This is a genomic window from Paenibacillus periandrae (assembly GCF_022458865.1).
GTDB classification, from domain to species: Bacteria; Bacillota; Bacilli; order Paenibacillales; family NBRC-103111; genus Paenibacillus_S; species Paenibacillus_S periandrae.
In genome coordinates this window covers 110,909-130,233 of sequence record NZ_JAJNMU010000003.1, presented here as the reverse complement: position 1 = coordinate 130,233, position 19,325 = coordinate 110,909, and the positions used below count along the sequence as shown (strand labels likewise).

The 19,325-nt window shown below is 46.9% G+C and carries 22 protein-coding genes; 15 read left to right on the top strand and 7 right to left on the bottom strand.

Annotated elements, in window-relative coordinates; all coding sequences use genetic code 11:
- Positions 1-131 precede the first annotated feature (131 nt).
- Both LRL21_RS05575 and LRL21_RS05570 read left to right on the top strand, forming a co-directional pair.
- Complete coding sequence (locus LRL21_RS05575) at positions 132-659, top strand: phosphatase PAP2 family protein (RefSeq protein ID WP_240414770.1); 528 nt, start codon at positions 132-134, stop codon at positions 657-659.
- 74 nt (positions 660-733) lie between these two features.
- Positions 734-1,864: an MGDG synthase family glycosyltransferase gene (locus LRL21_RS05570; protein ID WP_240414769.1), complete on the top strand. Its 1,131-nt coding sequence runs from the start codon at positions 734-736 to the stop codon at positions 1,862-1,864.
- A gap of 94 nt (positions 1,865-1,958) precedes the next feature.
- Here the strand turns inward: LRL21_RS05570 and trmB are convergent, their stop codons facing one another.
- The gene (trmB, locus tag LRL21_RS05565; RefSeq protein WP_240414768.1) at positions 1,959-2,678 is read right to left on the bottom strand and encodes a tRNA (guanosine(46)-N7)-methyltransferase TrmB; all 720 of its coding nucleotides are present in this window, start codon (positions 2,676-2,678) and stop codon (positions 1,959-1,961) included.
- Between the two features lie 137 nt (positions 2,679-2,815).
- Complete coding sequence (locus tag LRL21_RS05560) at positions 2,816-3,424, bottom strand: hypothetical protein (protein ID WP_240414767.1); 609 nt, start codon at positions 3,422-3,424, stop codon at positions 2,816-2,818.
- Between the two features lie 183 nt (positions 3,425-3,607).
- Between LRL21_RS05560 and mnmL the strand changes: the two genes are divergently transcribed.
- From mnmL to LRL21_RS05535, 5 genes are all read left to right on the top strand, one after another.
- Positions 3,608-4,564: a tRNA modification radical SAM protein MnmL/YtqA gene (gene mnmL / locus LRL21_RS05555; protein ID WP_240414766.1), complete on the top strand. Its 957-nt coding sequence runs from the start codon at positions 3,608-3,610 to the stop codon at positions 4,562-4,564.
- A 120-nt stretch (positions 4,565-4,684) separates the two neighbouring features.
- Positions 4,685-5,446 carry a c-type cytochrome gene (locus tag LRL21_RS05550; RefSeq protein ID WP_240414765.1) on the top strand — a complete coding sequence of 254 codons (762 nt, stop codon included), beginning with the start codon at positions 4,685-4,687 and terminating at the stop codon, positions 5,444-5,446.
- A gap of 20 nt (positions 5,447-5,466) precedes the next feature.
- Complete coding sequence (mnmM, locus tag LRL21_RS05545) at positions 5,467-6,045, top strand: tRNA 5-(aminomethyl)-2-thiouridylate-methyltransferase MnmM (RefSeq protein WP_240414764.1); 579 nt, start codon at positions 5,467-5,469, stop codon at positions 6,043-6,045.
- 65 nt (positions 6,046-6,110) lie between these two features.
- Positions 6,111-7,079 carry a type I phosphomannose isomerase catalytic subunit gene (locus tag LRL21_RS05540; RefSeq protein WP_240414763.1) on the top strand — a complete coding sequence of 323 codons (969 nt, stop codon included), beginning with the start codon at positions 6,111-6,113 and terminating at the stop codon, positions 7,077-7,079.
- A 90-nt stretch (positions 7,080-7,169) separates the two neighbouring features.
- Positions 7,170-7,787, top strand: a complete 618-nt coding sequence (locus LRL21_RS05535) for an NUDIX hydrolase (protein ID WP_240414762.1) — start codon at positions 7,170-7,172, stop codon at positions 7,785-7,787.
- Positions 7,788-7,871: 84 nt separating this feature from the next.
- On the opposite strand, the gene LRL21_RS05530 is transcribed toward LRL21_RS05535, so the two are convergent.
- Both LRL21_RS05530 and LRL21_RS05525 read right to left on the bottom strand, forming a co-directional pair.
- The gene (locus LRL21_RS05530; protein ID WP_240414761.1) at positions 7,872-9,635 is read right to left on the bottom strand and encodes a B12-binding domain-containing radical SAM protein; all 1,764 of its coding nucleotides are present in this window, start codon (positions 9,633-9,635) and stop codon (positions 7,872-7,874) included.
- A gap of 113 nt (positions 9,636-9,748) precedes the next feature.
- Entirely contained in the window at positions 9,749-9,979 is a 231-nt protein-coding gene (locus tag LRL21_RS05525) for a hypothetical protein (protein ID WP_240414760.1), read from the bottom strand.
- A gap of 318 nt (positions 9,980-10,297) precedes the next feature.
- Between LRL21_RS05525 and LRL21_RS05520 the strand changes: the two genes are divergently transcribed.
- From LRL21_RS05520 to LRL21_RS05490, 7 genes are all read left to right on the top strand, one after another.
- Complete coding sequence (locus LRL21_RS05520) at positions 10,298-11,293, top strand: RluA family pseudouridine synthase (RefSeq protein WP_240414759.1); 996 nt, start codon at positions 10,298-10,300, stop codon at positions 11,291-11,293.
- Between the two features lie 179 nt (positions 11,294-11,472).
- The gene (locus tag LRL21_RS05515) at positions 11,473-12,051 is read left to right on the top strand and encodes a nitroreductase family protein (RefSeq protein ID WP_240414758.1); all 579 of its coding nucleotides are present in this window, start codon (positions 11,473-11,475) and stop codon (positions 12,049-12,051) included.
- Between the two features lie 33 nt (positions 12,052-12,084).
- A complete protein-coding gene (locus tag LRL21_RS05510) occupies positions 12,085-13,077 on the top strand; it encodes an ABC transporter substrate-binding protein (protein WP_240414757.1) in 993 nt (330 codons plus the stop codon).
- 110 nt (positions 13,078-13,187) lie between these two features.
- Complete coding sequence (locus tag LRL21_RS05505; protein WP_240414756.1) at positions 13,188-14,189, top strand: FecCD family ABC transporter permease; 1,002 nt, start codon at positions 13,188-13,190, stop codon at positions 14,187-14,189.
- A complete protein-coding gene (locus tag LRL21_RS05500) occupies positions 14,186-15,229 on the top strand; it encodes a FecCD family ABC transporter permease (RefSeq protein ID WP_240414755.1) in 1,044 nt (347 codons plus the stop codon). Before LRL21_RS05505 ends, LRL21_RS05500 begins: the two co-directional genes overlap by 4 nt.
- 90 nt (positions 15,230-15,319) lie before the next feature.
- Complete coding sequence (locus LRL21_RS05495) at positions 15,320-15,652, top strand: hypothetical protein (protein ID WP_240414754.1); 333 nt, start codon at positions 15,320-15,322, stop codon at positions 15,650-15,652.
- A 172-nt stretch (positions 15,653-15,824) separates the two neighbouring features.
- Positions 15,825-17,447: an AraC family transcriptional regulator gene (locus tag LRL21_RS05490; protein WP_240414753.1), complete on the top strand. Its 1,623-nt coding sequence runs from the start codon at positions 15,825-15,827 to the stop codon at positions 17,445-17,447.
- A 76-nt stretch (positions 17,448-17,523) separates the two neighbouring features.
- On the opposite strand, the gene LRL21_RS05485 is transcribed toward LRL21_RS05490, so the two are convergent.
- The gene (locus LRL21_RS05485; protein WP_240414752.1) at positions 17,524-17,808 is read right to left on the bottom strand and encodes a hypothetical protein; all 285 of its coding nucleotides are present in this window, start codon (positions 17,806-17,808) and stop codon (positions 17,524-17,526) included.
- 109 nt (positions 17,809-17,917) lie between these two features.
- A complete protein-coding gene (locus tag LRL21_RS05480) occupies positions 17,918-18,142 on the bottom strand; it encodes a DUF1128 domain-containing protein (RefSeq protein ID WP_240414751.1) in 225 nt (74 codons plus the stop codon).
- Between the two features lie 133 nt (positions 18,143-18,275).
- On the opposite strand from LRL21_RS05480, the gene LRL21_RS05475 reads away from it, so the two are divergent.
- Positions 18,276-18,677, top strand: coding sequence for a secondary thiamine-phosphate synthase enzyme YjbQ (locus LRL21_RS05475; RefSeq protein WP_240414750.1), 402 nt, complete (start codon positions 18,276-18,278; stop codon positions 18,675-18,677).
- Here LRL21_RS05475 and LRL21_RS05470 read toward each other — a convergent pair.
- On the bottom strand, positions 18,670-19,257 hold the full coding sequence (locus LRL21_RS05470) for a TetR/AcrR family transcriptional regulator (RefSeq protein ID WP_240414749.1): 588 nt from the start codon (positions 19,255-19,257) through the stop codon (positions 18,670-18,672). The two genes, LRL21_RS05475 and LRL21_RS05470, sit on opposite strands and share 8 nt — an antisense overlap.
- Between the last annotated feature and the right edge of the window lie 68 nt (positions 19,258-19,325).

The window sequence follows — 19,325 nt, the reverse complement described above, 5'->3', positions numbered from 1 at the left end:
TATAATATGGGGTAGGTATGTATATGCTGGTTATAAAAGATGATTAGACAAATCACCCTATATACACATCATTACTGATCGGTTTGTGCACTTTATATACTCTATATACTCTTAAACAGGAGGTGACTGGAATGAAACGCTTCGTGTCCTGGCTGCAGCAGCAAGAGAACCGTATGTTTCTATGGATTAACAAAAGGATGCGTCGCACTTACCTGGATCGCTTCTTCAATATGATTACCCACCTTGGAGGTGCAACCTTCACGGTGACAGCCGCATTGTGCCTGAGCTTATTCGGGCATGACAGCTGGCGTCTGGCAGGCATGCAGAGCTGTATTGCATTAGCCGTAAGTCATGTGCCAGTCGCCTTGTTCAAAAAAAACTATCCGCGGCTTCGACCTTATCTTGTTCTCAAGGACACGAATACATACAAGAATCCGTTAACGGATCATTCGTTTCCTTCAGGACACACGACAGCCATCTTTTCCATTACGATTCCGCTTTTTTATGCCAACGCCTGGTTAGGCACAATTTTACTGCCAGTCGCATCTTTGGTAGGCATATCGCGCATGTATTTGGGACTGCACTATCCGTCGGACTGTCTGGTAGGCTGTATCATCGGCACCGCTGCCGCATTTGGAGCTGTCGTATTATTCACATAGTTGCTTTTTGGGTTCAAAATGATTAATGTTAAATTTGTGTAAATCCAATTGTAACAAGGTATGGTGAAACGCATATGCGTAAAAAAAGGGTCTTGTTATTATCCGAAGGCTTTGGGGCCGGGCATACACAAGCTGCTCAGGCACTGTCAGTCAGTCTTCGTATGCTCTCACCCGATATCCAGACACGTGTACTGGAGCTCGGCTCCTTTCTCAATCCAACTTTGGCTCCTTGGATACTTACTGCTTACCGCAAAACCGTTACCACACGGCCCAAGCTGTATGGGATCATGTATCGTTCCCAGTATAAAAAGTCTTTAAACCGTTTTGCTCAATTAGCTCTGCACCGAATTTTTTATGCACAGACGGCCGCTGTTGTTCATCAGCTTCGACCCGATGCGATCGTTTGCACGCATCCGATTCCCAATGCGGTGATTTCAAGATTAAAGCGAGCTGGCTTAAACGTTCCTTTGTGTACGGTGATTACGGATTATGATGCGCATGGCACCTGGGTAAGCTCTGAGGTTAACAAATATTTGGTGTCCAGCTCAAACGTTAAGGATCAGCTTTTGAAGCGTGGTGTGATGCCCGAAGCTATCGAGGTGACGGGGATACCTGTTCATCCGAATTTTTGGGAGCCGCATAATCGTGAAGAGCTGCGCTCACAATTTGGCTTAAAGGCTATGCCGACGGTACTTGTTATGGGCGGTGGCTGGGGGTTAATGAACACGAAGGAATCGTTGAACCATTTCACGGACTGGCGGGAAAAAATCCAATTGATTATTTGTCTCGGCAGTAACGATAAGGCGTTAGCTGAATTATCACACGATGAACGGTTTCAGCATGAAAATATTCGATTGATGGGATTCACACGAGAAGTCGATAAATGGATGGAAGTGTCCGATTTACTGATTACAAAGCCAGGTGGTATGACCTGTACCGAGGGATTATCCAAAGGAATTCCGATGTTATTCTACCAACCGATCCCCGGCCAGGAGGAAGAGAACATGGATTACTTCACCCAGCACGGTTATGGGGAGCCCATTAAATCGGAAGCCACCATTAATCGATGGTTTCAACAGCTGATTGACCGGTATTCCGAACTGTCCAAGGCCCGCTCGAACCCAACCTCACATAACCATGCCTATCATCCAGCCGATTGCTCACAAGCGATTATGGAGATGCTGAAGGTTAACGTGAGTTCATGAGAAATATGACTTCAGTTGCAAAAAGCATGCAGCTACTCCACGTTGGAGAGCTTGCATGCTTTTTGTATGTTAACGTCGTCTAGATTTTATTTGCTTACTGTTCCTCCGAACGATCCACGTCAGCCAGCTGCTGTAGATGCTGATCCATCGCCTGCTTGCCAATAACCACTTCCAACCGATGAATAGGTACTCCCTGTTCGGAAAATTTGGTTTCGTATTCTGTTAAAACCAGATCGGTACGAACGCCTTCTCCGTGCAAATTAAGTGAAATGTTGCGCATACGCAGACCCATGTCTGCAAAAGAATTCAACGAAAACTCGAAAAGAGAACGGGAATCGGTTTTAAAATGAATTTCGCCCTTTTCATTCAAAATCTCGATATATTTGCGCACAAATCCCGCATGCGTCAAACGACGGCGGGCGTGTCGTTTTTTGGGCCATGGGTCGCTAAAATTCAAATAAATCCGTTCCAGCTCACTGCTATCGAAGATCTCCTCGATTTTTTCAATATTAAATAACGCCAGCTTGAGGTTATCCAGACTTCCTCCATCCGCGGCACGTGCCAGTTCAGCTTTTTCACCAGCCCTCCGCAGCAGCTCATCGTACATATCAACACCTATGTAATTAATATTAGGGTTCTGATAACTAAGCTCACTAATAAATTTACCTTTTCCCATCCCAAGCTCGACATGAATCGGGTTATTATTGCCAAATAACGAGCTCCATTTTCCTTTATAAATAGCAGGCTCCAATATAATAAGCTCTGGTTGTGCTATGAGTGCTTCTCGTATTCCTTTTCTTCCTCGTAAACGCATAATCATCCTCCGGCTGTAAACTTACGATTATCTTACACACGAACTAACCGCTCAGGAATGATTATACTCTAAATAGGTAGTTTATGAAAAGACGGCCGCCATCAGCTTGAAGGCAGCCGCCGTTCTCAGCTCAGAAATTATTTAATGTCCGAATCGTTTCGGTTGCCACCGCGCATACCGACCAAACCTAACAAACCAAGTAATCCCAACCAACCCCAGTTTGTACCTTTTGTTGTTGTATCCGCGTTGGCACGATAGCTATAAGTATCATAATTGCCGCCATACCCTTTTGTGTTTGTATTTGTATTGCTATAAGTGTTCATTCGGTCAAGCAGGTGATGGGTCTTGTTGCTAACAGTGTTGCCTAATGTGGTGCCATAATTGGTATTACCTGTACCTGTTGTTCCATCTGTGCCATAAGTTCCATAAGCACCAGGTGTTGTACTGCTTGTAGTACCATATCCAGTTGTACCTGTTCCTGTTGTACCAGTTCCTGTTGTGCCAGTTCCATAAGTTCCGGTTGGGTTCGTTGCTGTACCCGTTGTTGTTCCTGTTCCATAGGTGCCTGTTGTTGTTCCCATACCATCCGTACCCGTTGTAGTACCCGTTCCATAAGCATTCAGCGTACCCGTACCGCTGCTGCTTGTAGTCGAGCTATTGACCCCCATCTCGGCAAAAGCCTGAGTACCGAACCCCATAGTTGAAGTCAGGGCCAACACAATCACGAGCTTGTTAAACTTGTTCATTGAATGATTCTCCCTTCGAACTGTTTTGTTTGGTACACATGTAGCATGGTCGATTAGAGCATGAAGTATGCTTTGAACGTACAGGTGCCTTTTGCTATGGGAAATGTTCGCAAACCGCATCAATATGCGTTAAAATGAAGCTGATTGCATTTATGGATTTGCCACAAGAAGGAGTTTTGTAACATGAATCAAATTCAGGAAGCAGCGTTCCCTGCTCAATGGGGAGACAAGCGATTTCATACATGGAATACCGAAATGCGCCGCGAGTTTGGCAGCAAGGTTTTTAAGGTGATGCTGGACGCCGGCTTTACTTGCCCGAATCGGGACGGTGCGATTGCCACAGGCGGCTGTACCTTTTGCAGTGCGCGCGGCTCCGGAGATTTTGCAGGCAGCCGCCGCGATGATCTGGTTACACAATTCAACAAAATTCGCGACCTGCAGCATAAAAAATGGCCTGATGCGCAGTATATCGGTTATTTCCAAGCCTATACCAACACCTACGCGCCTGTAGACGAGCTGCGTGAGTATTATGAAGTCATTTTGCAGCAGCCTGGGGTGGTTGGCTTATCCATCGCCACAAGACCGGATTGCTTGCCGGATGATGTTGTCGAATACTTGGCAGAGTTGAATGAAAGAACCTACTTGTGGGTTGAAATGGGCCTGCAAACGGTTCATGAATCAACCTCCAAGCTGATTAATCGCGCTCATGATACACAGTGCTATACCGATGCGCTAGCCAAGCTTAAACAACATAATATTCGGACCTGCGCCCATATTATTCATGGTCTTCCTGGTGAAACCCATGAAATGATGCTGGAAACTGGCCGTGCTGTCGCCAATATGGGCGTGGAAGGCATTAAAATCCATCTGCTGCATCTAATGCGCAAAACGCCGATGGTCAAGCAGTATGAAGCAGGACTGCTGCGCTTTTTGGAAATGGACGAATATGTCAAGCTTGTGGTTGACACCCTGGAGCTGCTGCCTCAGGAAATGATTGTCCACCGACTTACCGGTGACGCACCTCGCGACTTGCTGATCGGCCCGATGTGGAGCCTGAAAAAGTGGGAAGTGCTTAACGCTATCGATGCGGAGCTGCGAAATCGGAACACGTATCAAGGTAAAAAATTCATCTGCTCCTGACATTATTTTCATGTGAAAGTTGAACCGAATAACATCTGCCATACGTTACCTGAGTAGACGTTAAGATCCAGGCATCAACCTGAGCATGAATTTAATTACTGTGAGGAGCCGTGACTATTAATGAAGAAACGAAGCCTGTTTGTATGGACCTGTATGCTAGCCGTACTGGCTATCGCCGGATGCAGCAATGACAAGCCTGCTGCACCGCAGGCAAGCACAGCACCGAACCCGGCGAGCACGAGCGCGGCAGTGACCCCGCCGAAGTCTGAGGCTGAGGTTAAACCGCCAGCTAACACACCAAGCGGCAGCAGCTCTGGCAGCGCAGCCGAAGCTGCGAAACCTGCTGCGACGCCTACGCCAGAGCCAGCAAAGCCAGCAGCGCCTGCGGCCGAGGTTAAGCCCGAGCCTGCTGCTGCACAAGAGCAGCCAAAGGCAGCTGCACCTGAGGTCGTCGCCAAGCCGACCGCACCGCAGACGCAAGAGTCCAAGGCGGCCGCGCCAGAACCGGCCAAGACGGAGGCTGTGAAGCCGGAAGCACAGCCCGTGCAAGAGCAGCCCAAAGCGACGCCTGCTCCCAGTCCTGCCCCGGCACCTGCAGCGCCTGCAGACGCGCCTAAGCCAGTCACAGATACCAAAGCACCGGTCGCCGCCGCGGCTGCTGCAAAAGCAGAAGTGCTGTTCAAGGACAACTGTATGGCTTGTCATGGAGATCAACTGCAAGGCGGTATGGGTCCCAATATATCGGCTGTAGGTTCCAAAAGAAATAAAGATGAATTAATTGCCAAAATAAATGGTGGCGGAAAGGTGATGCCAGCATTCAAAGATATACTTAAGGCCGATGAGGTTGAAGCACTGGCAAGCTGGCTGGCCAGCAAAAAATAATCGATGGAGGCGGGTTCGGTTTGTTATCTATTCTTAACTATGCCCACAAGCTGGTTGAGCAGCTTGTGGGACCCGGAGATACGGTAGTAGATGCTACTGCTGGCAATGGGGGCGACACGCTTTTCCTCGCAAGGCTGGTAGGTCATAAAGGCACTGTACATGCCTTTGACATTCAGCAGCAAGCGATTACCGCAACTAAACAACGCTTGGCCCAAGAGCAGCCGGACTATTCCCATGTCCGGCTGCATTTGTGCAGTCATGCAGAGCTGGATTCCCATGTCCCGGAAGCCGCTGAGCAACAAGTTGGGGCGGTCATGTTCAACCTTGGCTACCTTCCTGGAAGCGATCATCAGGCTGTTACTACTCCATCCACTACCATTCCCGCGCTGCAGGCTGCCGCAGCCAGCTTAAGAAAAGGCGGTATACTCACTATTGTGCTGTATACTGGACATCAAGGTGGCGAGGATGAGGCCGCAGCCGTTCGCGTCTGGGCCGAACAACTACCGCAAAAGCAGTTTCAAGTGCTGGAATACCGTTTCATGAATCAAAGAAATCATCCTCCCTATTTGATCGCGGTAGAAAAGCTGAAGCTGGATTGATATAATGCAAGGTAGGCTACATATGCATAAAGAAGCAGAATTCATGGGAGAAAGTAGGGAATCGAATGAAACCATATCCTTTATTATTTCAACCGGAACTGAAAGAACGTGTTTGGGGAGGTCGGGCGCTTGAGCAATTCGGGTTAGAATTACCGGAGGGACCCATAGGAGAAGCTTGGGCCATTGGTGATCATCCTAACGGTACGACTAAGGTTATTAATGGTACACTCAAAGGCCTTGGTTTGGACGAAGTCCGTGAACAATACGGTCAGACGTTTTTTGGCAGTAAGGGATTTTCCGAGAAGAATGGCCGCTTCCCTTTATTGATCAAATTGCTGGATTGTCAGGACGACTTGTCCGTTCAGGTTCATCCTAACGATACTTATCAAGGGCTGCCGTCAGGTGAGCTGGGCAAAACCGAAATGTGGTATATTCTTGACGCCAAGCCAGGAGCCAAAATAATCTATGGCATGAACGATGGAGTCACCCGTGAGCAATTGGCTCAGGCAATCAGCGAAAACCGGATTATGGATACGCTGAATGAAATTACAGTTGAAACCGGCGACTCCTTCTACATTCCTTCAGGTACTGTACATGCTTTGGGTGCAGGTGTACTTGTTGCCGAAATTCAGCAAAATTCCGACAGTACATACCGTTTGTATGATTACAATCGATTGGGTCTGGACGGCAAGCCTCGGGACTTGCATATTGAAGACTCGTTAAATGTAATTGCTTACTCCAATTCCGGAGCTACTTTTATGAAAACCAATTTGGAATCTTCCAATCAATGGCTGACTTTGGCTCAATCCCCATTTTTCATTACTGAAAAGGGCAAGGTTGAACAGGCATGGAAGCTGCAAACAACACCTGAAAGCTTTATCATTCATGTGATCTGTGATGGATCTGGAACGATTGAATGGGGCGATGGAGAGCAGCAGTCTGTCAAACCAGGTGAGTGCTATCTGATTCCTGCCAGCTTAGGCGAGTATACGCTCACAGGATCGATGACGGTTCTAAGAAGCTATCTTCCTTAATTCTTATTTGTATGATTCAAAATAAACTAAGCATCTGAATGGCCCCTGAAACATGGCTCTCAGATGCTTTTTCAATGAGGTGTGTTCGTAATGAGCTTGCAATGGCTGGATTGGGCAAAAAGGATACAATTTTTATCACAAGCGGGGTTAACCTTTTCCAAAGATCCCTTTGATATTGAACGATTCAACGAGCTGCGTACCATTAGTGCGGAAATTGTGCAGACCTACACGGAATTAGAGATGGACAAGATCAATGACTTATTTACGAATGAAACCGGTTTTCAAACGCCTAAAGCGGATGTACGCGGAGTCGTATTTAAAGACGATCAAATTTTAATGGTAAGAGAAAGCAATAACAATAGATGGTCTTTACCTGGCGGTTTTTGCGATATCGGTCTATCTCCCTCTGAAAATGTAATCAAGGAAATAAAAGAGGAGTCTGGATATGAGGTAAAGGTCACGAAATTGCTCGCAATTTTTGACAGCACTAAACATCCCCACCCGCCACAGCCTTACCATTATTACAAAATCTTTATTCGCTGCGAGATTATCGGGGGAGCTCCAATAACAGGAATAGAAACAACGGATATCCAGTTTTTTTCTGAAAATCAATTACCGAACCTTTCCACGGATCGAAATACCGAATCCCAAATTAAACTGATTTTTGAATTTTTAAGAAACCCGGACCAACCAACAATAATTGATTAACAACTCGAAAAAGCAGTCTTAAAACTATACTTTCTAGTTTAAGACTGCTTTTTGTTGAATATTGGTATGGGCCATAAGCTGAGACTACATCGCCTTCGCCGATGTTAGCGACAATGTAAAGTGCATGGCACGAGTCGAAGTGTCAGGTGGGAAATAAATGATAAGCAGTTGCTCCGCATCGGCGATAAGCTCGCCTGTTTCCAGATACGTATCCAGTCGAAACGGAAGCACCTCGATCATCACGTGCTTGTGGATATCCTTCTCCCCGATACCAAGTTCAGCATAAGCTGTGGAAACAGCCTCCGGGTTATGGACAAGTCTGCGTAAATAATCGTTCTGTGCCGCTTTGTTCAGAGTAAATTCCCACCATATTTTACGAGGCTTGTACTTATGGTTCAGGAAATAATCCAGTTTCATCAAGCCCTCAATAACATCCATCCGCTGTGTTCCCCGATGAATCAGGAACGCACGCAGTCGGGTAAACAAATCCTCGAGCTGATGGCCAATTTTTTGCCAGCCCTGAGCTTCCCAATAATCGCCAAACTGCTGGAAGAAATCAAATGCCGAAGGGAACTGCTGGCGAATTAAATAATTCACGGTATGATCCAGACGATGTGAGTTCCAGTATTTCTCCAGTACATCTTCAACCCGTTTGATCCGGACCAGATCGGAGAATGGCAATATATCGTTGCCCAAAATTTCGTAGGGCGCATTGTCCATATACATGTAACCATACTTTTCAGCATCAGCGCGCATGCCTGTACCCCGCAGCATTTTCAAAAATCCGAGCTGCAGCTCCTCAGGCCCCAATTCAAACACATCGTTGAACGTTTTGCGGAATGAATGATAATTCTCCTCAGGCAAGCCGGCAATCAAATCCAAATGCTGATCAATCTTGCCACTTTCCTTGACCATGGTCACGGTTCGCGACAGCTTGGCAAAATTTTGCCGACGCTTCACAAGTCCATTCGTCAAATCATTCGTGGATTGTACGCCAATTTCAAAACGGAACACACCCGGCGGCGCGTTTTCCGCCAAATACTCCAATACCTCGGGCCGCATAATGTCCGCTGTAATCTCAAATTGGAACACACAGCCCTGATGATTATTAATGAGAAATTCAAATATGTCCATCGCATAATCGCGTTTGATATTAAAGGTTCTGTCCACAAACTTGATCAGCTTCGCACCCGATGCAATCAAATACAGAATGTCGTTTTTTGTCCGATCGATGTCAAAATAACGAACACCCACTTCAATCGAGGACAAGCAGAACTGACAGCTAAACGGGCAGCCACGGCTCGTTTCAAAATAAACGACACGATTCGCCAGGCTCGGAACATCTTCGGCAAATCGGTGTGGCGACGGGATATCATCGAGCTTCAGCTTTGGCCGCGGCGGATTGATCAGAACTCTGCCCTCTTTGCGATAAGCAGTCCCGAATACACTGTAGAAGGCACGATCTCCACTAATTTCCTTCAGTAAATGATGGAAGGTTTCTTCTCCCTCACCCATCACGATATAATCGACCTGCGGCAGTCTCTCCATCCAATATTCGGTATCATAAGAGACTTCAGGACCACCTAAAATGATAATAAGCTGAGGATTAATTTTTTTCAGCATACTGATCACGGTAATCGTTTCCTCGATATTCCAGATGTAACAGGAGAACCCGATCACATCCGGCTGACGCTGAAATAAATCCGAAACGATGTTCATCGCTGGATCTTTTATCGTATATTCCGTAATGTCTATGTTAAAATCGTCGCCACAGAAAGCTTTCAAATAACGGATGGCAAGCGATGTATGGATAAATTTGGCGTTAAGCGTCGATAATACGATTTTCATGCGAAATAACCTCTTTTACTTTACAGGATTCATGCAACCCTATTTTACACGGAAAAGATGCCGAATACAAAAAAAAGAAATGGAACACCTCGTAAGGTAAATTCCATTTCCAGCTACAAGCCTCCTGTATTTGTTTGAATGCCGCCAACCTCAGGAACCATTGCGCTTAACATGAATTCGTCATTGCCTTCTTCTGCCCAATAATTCGCCTGCGTCATCAGCTGTGCTTCAACCTGTTCCTTTTGCGTGACAAGCTGCTGTGCCGTAATACCCTCGGATTGCTCAATCGTGTGCTGGAGCTTCTTTCTTTGCTCCATCCGTTTGGCCATTTGATATAAAATCATTAATTTCCCTCCTCTTTCATTGGCTACGACTAAGTGTAAGCCATTAACATGAACGCAGTATTAACTTCGTGTGAACACTCTGTTAACTTAAGGCCTTTCACCATTATTTACATATTCTTACCGTTTACCTTCTATTTGTAGGATTCCCGGTAAAGTTTATTCTATGCATGGAAAGCTTTCATTATGTCAACTCAAGCAAGATTATGCTGTTATCCATACAAAACCTGATTCCACATTCGCTGCGCATGACCTTCTCCCACCCTGCCGAACATGGTATAGTATAAGAATAAACCAAGGAATCGGAGCGACAACTACCTAATGAGTAAACCACCCAAAGCCAATCGAGGCGCAAATCGAAATCCACGCCCAGCTAACAAAGCCCATATTTCTAATAAGCAGACAACTTCACATAAGGGCCCTTCCAAGCCTATCGTCTTCAAGGTAGCGGAGCCCGCGGAGCTGCTGACTTTTTTATTGGAGCATCTCTCCAATATGGGACGTAATTCAGTTAAATCCATTCTGGCCCGCGGGCAGGTTTCTGTGAATGACCGGACTATAACCACCTATAATTTTGCACTCATGCCCGGACATATCGTCAGTATTAGCAAGGATAAATCTGCACAGGCATCACCTATATTAGGCCTCACTATTTTACATGAGGACGAGGATCTCATCGTCATTAACAAGGATTCCGGTATTTTGTCAGTTTCAGCGACGCACAAGGAAGACGAGGTCACAGCCTATCGCCAGCTTACGATGCATGTTCGTGAAGAAAATCCGCGCAACCGGATTTTCATCGTTCACCGACTGGACCGTGACACCTCGGGAGTGATGGTATTCGCCAAAAGCGAAAAGGTTCAGCAAACGTTGCAAAACGCATGGCAGGATATGGTCAAGGAGCGTTCCTACACAGCTCTGGTTGAAGGCAAGGTGCGAAAAATTGAAGGAACGATCACCTCATGGCTCAAAGAAAGCAGCACACTTAAGATGTACTCCAGCCAGTACCCCAATGATGGACAACAAGCGATAACCCATTACCGATTGGTCCAAACGAACGGAAATTTTTCTTTGTTGGATATTCATCTGGAAACAGGCCGCAAAAATCAGATTCGTGTTCATATGGAGGACATCGGGCATCCTGTTGTCGGTGACAAGAAGTATGGCTCCAAATCGAAAATCATTAATCGGCTCGGTCTGCACGCACGCGTTCTAGCCTTTATACATCCGACCAAAGGGGAGCTGCTGCGCTTCGAAACGGCGATTCCCAAAATGTTTTTGCACCCGTTCCGCCCTTCCCCTCATGACGGCCAATAACCTTATCCTAGCGAACCCATCCCTATGGGTTCTTTTTTTATTCATTTGTCGGGACAAAATAATCCAGCCAATCAGACAAATTAAGATATGTACAATCACTAAAATCATCTTTATGATGGATAAGGACTAATGATAATCATTATCAATTATATAGAGCTATAAAAGGAGGTTACCCAGTCATGGAATTATTACATACACAAAATACAGGCGCAATGGCTGATTTGATAAAATCGCGACGCTCAATTCGTCAGTTCAAAAGCGACCCTGTATCAAAGGAACTGCTGATCGAGCTGCTGAATGTTGCTGCCTGGGCACCCACTCATGGAGTCCGGGAGCCATGGAGATTCATTCTTTATATGGAAGAAGCACGTGACACATTGGCCAAAGCTATGGTCGACACCTATAGTGCTGAAGATCGGATTAAGTATGCTCAAAAGAAAATGGAATATTTTCTGCATGTGCCCATGCACTTGATTGTGGTAATGAACGAGGATTCCCGCCAAAAGCAGTGGGATGAGGATTATGCAGCCGCTAGCGCCTGGATACAGACCTTTCAGCTTGCTGCTTGGGAACGAGGTCTTGGCGTCGTCTGGAAGACGAATAACTTTAATTACCATCCTGGATTTCGGGAGACGGTAGGGGTGCAGCCAGGTGAGAAAATCGTCGGCTTGCTGCATATAGGCTATCCGGAGCTCATTCCGCCACCGCGTCCGCGCAAGGATGCCCAGCAATTTTTGACCATACATGACAAGCTGTAAGCTTGCAACAAAAGTTAACAAGGGGGAACACCAATGAAACAGCTGCACTTATTATTAGCCTTCGTTGTATTATTGTTTGCCGCTGGCTGCGGATCGAGTCCGGCTGCGTCTACAGGAGCAGCCACTGGCACTACGCCTGGAAAGGATGCAGCGTCGTCCAAGCCAGCCGTTGCTTATGACAAAACAATTACCCACACCATGGGGACCACTACCTTGAAAAAGGTACCGGAACGCGTTGTTGTCCTATTCAGCGGCATGGTGGACATCACTACTGCTTTAAACGTGAAGCCAGTAGGCGCGGTAGAATCATGGGATGAAAAACCGTGGTACAAGTATTTGGGTTCGAAGATGGATGGAGTCAAGAACCTCGGTGATGAATTGCAGCCGAATATCGAAGCCATTATCGCTCTTAAGCCTGACCTGATCATCGGGCAAAAGACCAGGAATGAGAAAGTATATCCACAGCTTAATTCCATAGCTCCGACCATCATTGTGGGGGATTTATTTTCCTGGAAGGAAAACCTGAACATTGCTGCGGAAGCATTGAATAAGCAGGATGAAGCAGCAAAAATCATCAAGGAATGGGATACAGGTGTCGCTACATTTAAGCAAAAAATGGGGGATCGGATCGGCAAATCCGAAGTATCGATTATTCGCTTCGAGCGGGATGGCAGTGCTCGGATTTACTCAACCGGCTTTGCAGGCACCATCTTCAAGGAGCTCGGATTGCCAAGACCGAAGGCACAGCAGAGTGAGGGTAAAACCGTGATCAATCTGACCTCCAAGGAGCAAATGCCACAGCTGGACGGCGACTATATCTTTGATATTACGTCTCAGGTGGATGATGGATCGAATGCAAGAAAAACTCAATCGGAATGGACCTCCCATCCTCTCTGGAAAGACCTTAAGGGCGTCAAAAACGGTAAATACTTTAAAGTCGATGTTGTGACATGGAATCTGGGTGCAGGCAGTACGGCTGCTAAATCGCTGTTGGATGATCTTTATAAATATTTTGAGATCAAATAGACTGTTCAGCCCCATCTCATAACAATAATGGAATAGAAGTACCGCATAGGAGAATGAGCCGTGGGCTCATTCTCTCTTATGCATCATCAGGACATTTCTGGAGGATATCCATGACCGCTAATTTTTGGAGAGTATCAGGATTGGTCGCAGCCGCTTTCATATTGCTGGTTTGCCTAATCTCAAGCATTATGTTTGGAGCTACCAATTTCCGTTTCGCTACCGCTTGGCAAACGCTCATGCATTACGATGAAGCCGTGCGTGAACAGGTCATACTACGTACGACACGCATGCCACGGGCCTTCATCGCAGCAGCCATCGGGGCCAGTCTGGCTATTGCCGGAGCCCTGATGCAGGCATTAACCCGCAATCCGCTTGCAGCGCCAAGCGTGCTTGGTGTGAATGCAGGGGCTACTTTTTTCATCGTATTCGCAGCAACGGTACTATCCGTCTCCTCGCTTTCCGTTTTGATGTGGATTTCATTCCTGGGGGCTGCTGTCGCTGCAGCTGCTGTGTATGTGCTTGGCTCTATGGGAAGAGACGGTTTGACGCCTATCAAAATTATTTTGGCCGGTTCGGCGATGACAGCTTTATTCTCTTCATTGACCCAAGCAATGCTGGTCGTCAACAAACAAGTACTGAGCAGTGTATTATTCTGGTTAACCGGGTCCATCGCCGGACGCTCACCGGACATGCTGCTTGCTGTACTTCCTTATATGATCGTATGCTGGCTGGCCGCTTGTGTCATTGCACGTGATGTCAATTTACTATTGATGGGTGAGGATACTGCCAAGAGCCTTGGACAGCGTACAGTTGTGATCAAGACGGTGGCAGCGATCATCATTGTCGTTCTCGCTGGCAGCTCAGTATCTGTCGCCGGACCCATCGGTTTTATCGGTATTGTCATTCCGCATATATCCCGTTTTTTCGTTGGAATGGATTATCGCTGGGTCATTCCCTACTGTGCGCTGCTCGGTGCGATTCTGCTGATTTTGGCTGATCTGGGGGCCCGCTTTATTATGATTCCTGAAGAAATCCCGGTTGGTGTTATGACCGCTATGATCGGAGCTCCGTTCTTTATCTATCTGGCTCGAAAGGGGATTGCCAAAACATGAAGCCTTATGTCCCCATCCGCTCTGTTCGCGGACGTATATCCTTTTTAATTCATAAGAAAACTGTGCTAGTCATTGCAGCTTTGCTCATTGTATGTACGACTGCATTTGTGGTCAGTACAGGACTGGGAGAAATGTATATCCAGCCCCTTGATGTCATTCGCAGTGTATTAGGTATAGGCGCTGAGGATCAAACCATGATTATTCAAAAGCTGCGTCTTCCCCGCATATTGCTGGCACTGCTGATCGGAGCTTCATTAGCATCCTCCGGCGCGATCCTGCAAGGGATGATCCGCAACCCCATGGCGTCACCCGACATATTGGGCGTGACGGGTGGTGCTGCCGTAGCGGCTGTTGTCTTTTTGACTTACTTTGCCAAAACGATGAGTATACGACTGCTTCCGGTATCCGCCATGCTCGGAGCAGCCGTTGTTGCTGTTGTCCTCTATGCGCTTGCCTGGAAAAAAGGAGTCACTCCGTTCCGTCTGATTCTGGTTGGCGTAGGTGTTTCCACCCTGATGTCGGCCATGACCACGATGATGATCATTTTCAGTCCCAAAAATGATGCAGGCCAAGCCTATCTATGGCTGACGGGATCTGTATACGGAACAAATTGGGAAAATGTATTCACACTGCTGCCGTGGACTGTCATTCTGATTCCATTAGCCTTCCTGTTGGCTCGGCACGTCAATATTCAGCAGCTTGGGGACGATGTCGCTGCCAGCGCTGGAAGCCATGTAGAGCGCAATCGCTTGGTGCTGCTTCTGTTAAGTGTTGCCTTGGCCGGATCAGCCGTTTCCGTGGGTGGTGGTATCGGGTTTGTCGGACTGCTGGCCCCACATATGGCTCGCAAGCTGGTCGGCACCAGCTTCGGCTGTATCCTGCCTGTCTCTGCTCTGCTTGGAGCGATCATTGTCGTCGTTGCCGATCTCGTTGGCCGCACCTTTTTTCTCCCTTTGGACATTCCTGTAGGTGTGTTTACTTCTGCAGTAGGAGCCCCGTTCTTTATTTATTTGTTGTACACAAATCGTAATGCCGTCTAACAGCAGCCAGACGAACCTTACATACAAGGAAGGATGCGTCTGGCTATCCTTGATTATTCTTGATTCATGCGATGGATTGGAGGCCTGCTCATGAATAACCAGCCGCGATACCCAGCCCCGTATTCGATTTACTTTCTGCACTCGATACACAAACGTCGTTACTGTAAGGAGCAGCTGCGATATCGTTCGGCACAGCATCAGCAGATCACAGCGTATATGCAATCAAATTTTGCAGGCAAGCTCGACATGGTCAAGCTTCAATATCAGCAGGAGTGGATCACCCACCCGATTTGGAAAGATTTGAAGGGTGTTAAGACCGAAAAATATTTCAAGTTTGATCTTATCACGTGGAATCTCGGTGGAGGTGCCTTGGCCGCCAAGCTGATTCTGGATGATCTCTACACCCACTTTGGGATCCAATAAGTCTACTCAATAGTTATTCGCCCTTCGTTTTCACTTCTTTTAGTGAGCTTGAGGGGTTTTTGCTATCCAAAAAGATTGACAAAGCACAATATCCTTGTTTTAATCATCTTATTGAGAATCATTATCGTTATTTAAGGCTTGAATCGAACTTCTGGATCGGAGACTCGTTTTTATGACAAATAAATCTTGCTCCCCAACGCCTCATTCTGTATGTTTTCTTACCTCCATCCGCAACCGCCGGCATCATAAGAGGTACAAGCTGCGGTACAGCCATTTTCCGGTTTCGATGCTTTGCTTGATTACCCAAGGCAAAGGCACCGTGCTCATAGATCAGAAGCGTTATGAATTTGAACCTCAGCAATTATATTATTTAACTCCAGGCATGAACATAGAGCTATCCGTAGAGTCCGAGAACCTGGCCTACTACTCCCTGGAGCTTGAGCACTATATCGGTTCGGCAGCATCACCCTCCGTCGCGGGTTCTCACAAAAGGATGAATTTACACGGCACAGACACACCTTTGTTTCCCCTTGGCCTTATTCCAATCCGCAAATCGAATACCTTTCTTCATAAAGTTCAGCAGCTGTATGAGGACAGCCTCCTGCCCAATAATCCCTTCAAGCACCATTTACAATTTCAGGAGCTGCTCCTTACCATTATAGAGCATTCCACGGAACAACAACCGGCGGAGATTCCTGCTGCTCAAGGCATTGAGCAGGCACTTGCTTATATGCAAACACACCTCGATGAACAGCTGGAGATGAAAACTTTGTCGAAAATGGCTGGACTGACAGCGAGCTCCTTTTCCCGATTGTTTAAAAAAAAGCTTGGAGAAACACCTGTTGCCTATTTAAGTCGTCTGCGCATGGACAACGCCAAGGAGCTGCTGGGCCAGCAGGATTGCAGGATCAAGGAGGTATCCAAAGCTGTCGGCTACGAAGATGAATTTTATTTTAGCCGTGTGTTCCACCGCACAGTAGGTGTATCTCCTACCCTGTATATGAAGCGCAACCAGATGCGGATTGCTGTCGCTTCCTGCACCCGGTTTCATGATAACCTGCTATCGCTTGGCATCGAGCCTGTCGCCTCGATTAATTGCTGCCGCTATCCGGGTATGTCCGACGCTGAATATGAGCACCTGCTAGCTGCCCAATGGGAAGAGCTCGCTCGTGCGCAGCCAGACCTGATCATAGGAGATCGATACCATCAGAGCTTCCATCATCAATTCAACAAGCTGGCCGCATCATCGATACTGCTGACTAGTCCGGATTGGCTTGTCAATTATCGCAAGCTCAGCTCTATGCTAGGCAGGCATCAGGAAGCTGAAGCTACGCTCAACCAACTGGCTCTGCGTGTTACATCCGCGCGGCGTATGCTGCACCACAGCATGGAGAACAAGACGGTCAGTGTCATGCAGGTTACCCACGCTTGTGTGCGAATCCATGGCACTGTCAACCATCCTTTGAATGAATTGATCTATCATGACCTTGGTTTAAAGCCGGGAAGAAATGTACCCTTGAATTCTCTATCGTTGGAGGTACAGCCTGAATGGCTGCCTCCACTGGAGGCTGATTATGTATTTGTGCTGCAAAAAAATGTTCGTGCTGGCAGCGAGGCTATCTATGAACGTATGCGCAGGACGCATGCATGGAACTCCATTCAGGCCGTCCAAAGCAATCAAGTGAGGCCTATTCCGCAATGGGTCCGCATGAGCTGGACACCTAATGGAAGAGCTGCGATTATCGACGAGCTATTGAGTATGACGAGTACGGAGCAGCTGCAAGCTAAGCCGTGATGCGGCTCATCATCTTTATCTCTTAAAAAAAGCCTGACTGCTTCCTTAAGGAAGCAGTCAGACCTATTTAATGATGTTAAAAGAAAAAAGGACTTCCGTAACCGTATCCTCCATAACCGTAACCACCATAACCTCCATAACCTCCATAGGCATAAGGGGCCGTACCGACCGCCAACAGATCGAATAATACGAGTGGTATTATTGCAGAGACTCTCGCTTTACCTTTTTTGGGAGCCACGATCAAACGGTTTCCACTAATGCGAACCAGCTTGCCGCTTACAGCTGTGCCATCTTTTTTGATTGCATAAATGTTCTTGCCCAGCAGCTTCTGAACATCCTTCTTGAGAATCGTTGGACGCATGTCATCTACCTCCATTCTTATACCATGCCCGAGCTGCACAGTTTACTGTGTCTCAGGCTACGTTATAGAGTATGGAAGTCTACACCCAGTTGCTTGTACAGTTGTACCGTTATACTTTACGCAACCGGCCTAATTCAACGGTAATCGCTTCAATCTCGCTAATGCTGAATTTCGATTTAGCAGCTACCATTTCGTACAGGTCCTTCAAATCCTCATATTGATTATCGTTCAATGTAGATGCTTTGAGGGCAGCTCCAGTTGCCATCCGCAGCTTTTTCTTAATCTCTTCCATCATGATTTCCGTGTTGGCCAACGTGTTTTCTGTTAAATCCATGGCTCTTGTCATCCTTTCCCGACCCAGCTCGCCAGTTGGCTAACCTGTCCTCTTGTAGTCATTCATATATTATACCATGTTTTGTGATGATACCGAGGATCGTTTATAATAAGCTGACAAGGAGGCGATTTCCATGATTCACACCCTACATCTTCAAACCAACCAGCGTGACGAAATGATTGATATCACCCAACATATCAATAAGCTCTTAAAACAGGAAGCAATCGAGGATGGTACCGCTGTCATTTATTGCCCTCATACGACTGCAGGCATAACAATTAATGAGAATGCCGATCCTGATGTAAAAAGAGATGTGCTCATGCGGCTCAATGAAGTCTATCCGTGGGAGCACCCACAGTACCGCCATGCCGAAGGCAATACGGCAGCCCACCTCAAAGCGATCACTGTCGGCTCCTCACAAACTGTACTCGTAGCAGGCGGGCGGTTGATTCTGGGTCGTTGGCAAGGTATTTACTTTTGTGAATTTGACGGCCCTCGTGAGCGTCATGCTCTGGTTCAATTCACATCTAGCTGAGCAAGCCTTCACTTAAAAATTTCACATGCTGCTCGGCCAGCTTTTTGACATCCTCATACGACTGCTGGTAATGAATATTATAAGATATGAATCCGTGCATGGACATGAACAGACTCCAGGGCAGGCTGTACATTTTGGACTCATTATTCGGTTGACGAGCAATAACGGAACGCACCACTGTCGCGAATAAATCGAGACATTCAGCCTGCTCGGTACGGGAATACTTTTGCAGCTCCGGGTCATTAATCATAAACATAATTTCGTAATGATAAGGATTCTCAAGACCAAACCTGATAAATTCCTGCATCAGCTTCTGCAACTGTCCAACATCGCCCATACGGGTACGCGCCAGCATCTCTCGCTGACGGTTCAGCAGCATATTGAAGTCCTCGTTAACTAGCGTATAAAATAAATCCGCTTTTTCTTTAAAATGATAATACAGCGCTCCATGACTATATCCCATAGCCTGGGCGATACTGCGCATCGTTAAAGTTTGATACCCGTGTTTAGCGAAAAGCTGTCGTGCTTCCTCCAGAATCCTTTCGCGACTAAGCTCTTGCGCTACTGCTTTTCTGGCCAACACCATTCACTCACTCTCTGTGGATACTCTCAGGAAAATCTTCACAACTCATAGTTTATCATTTCATC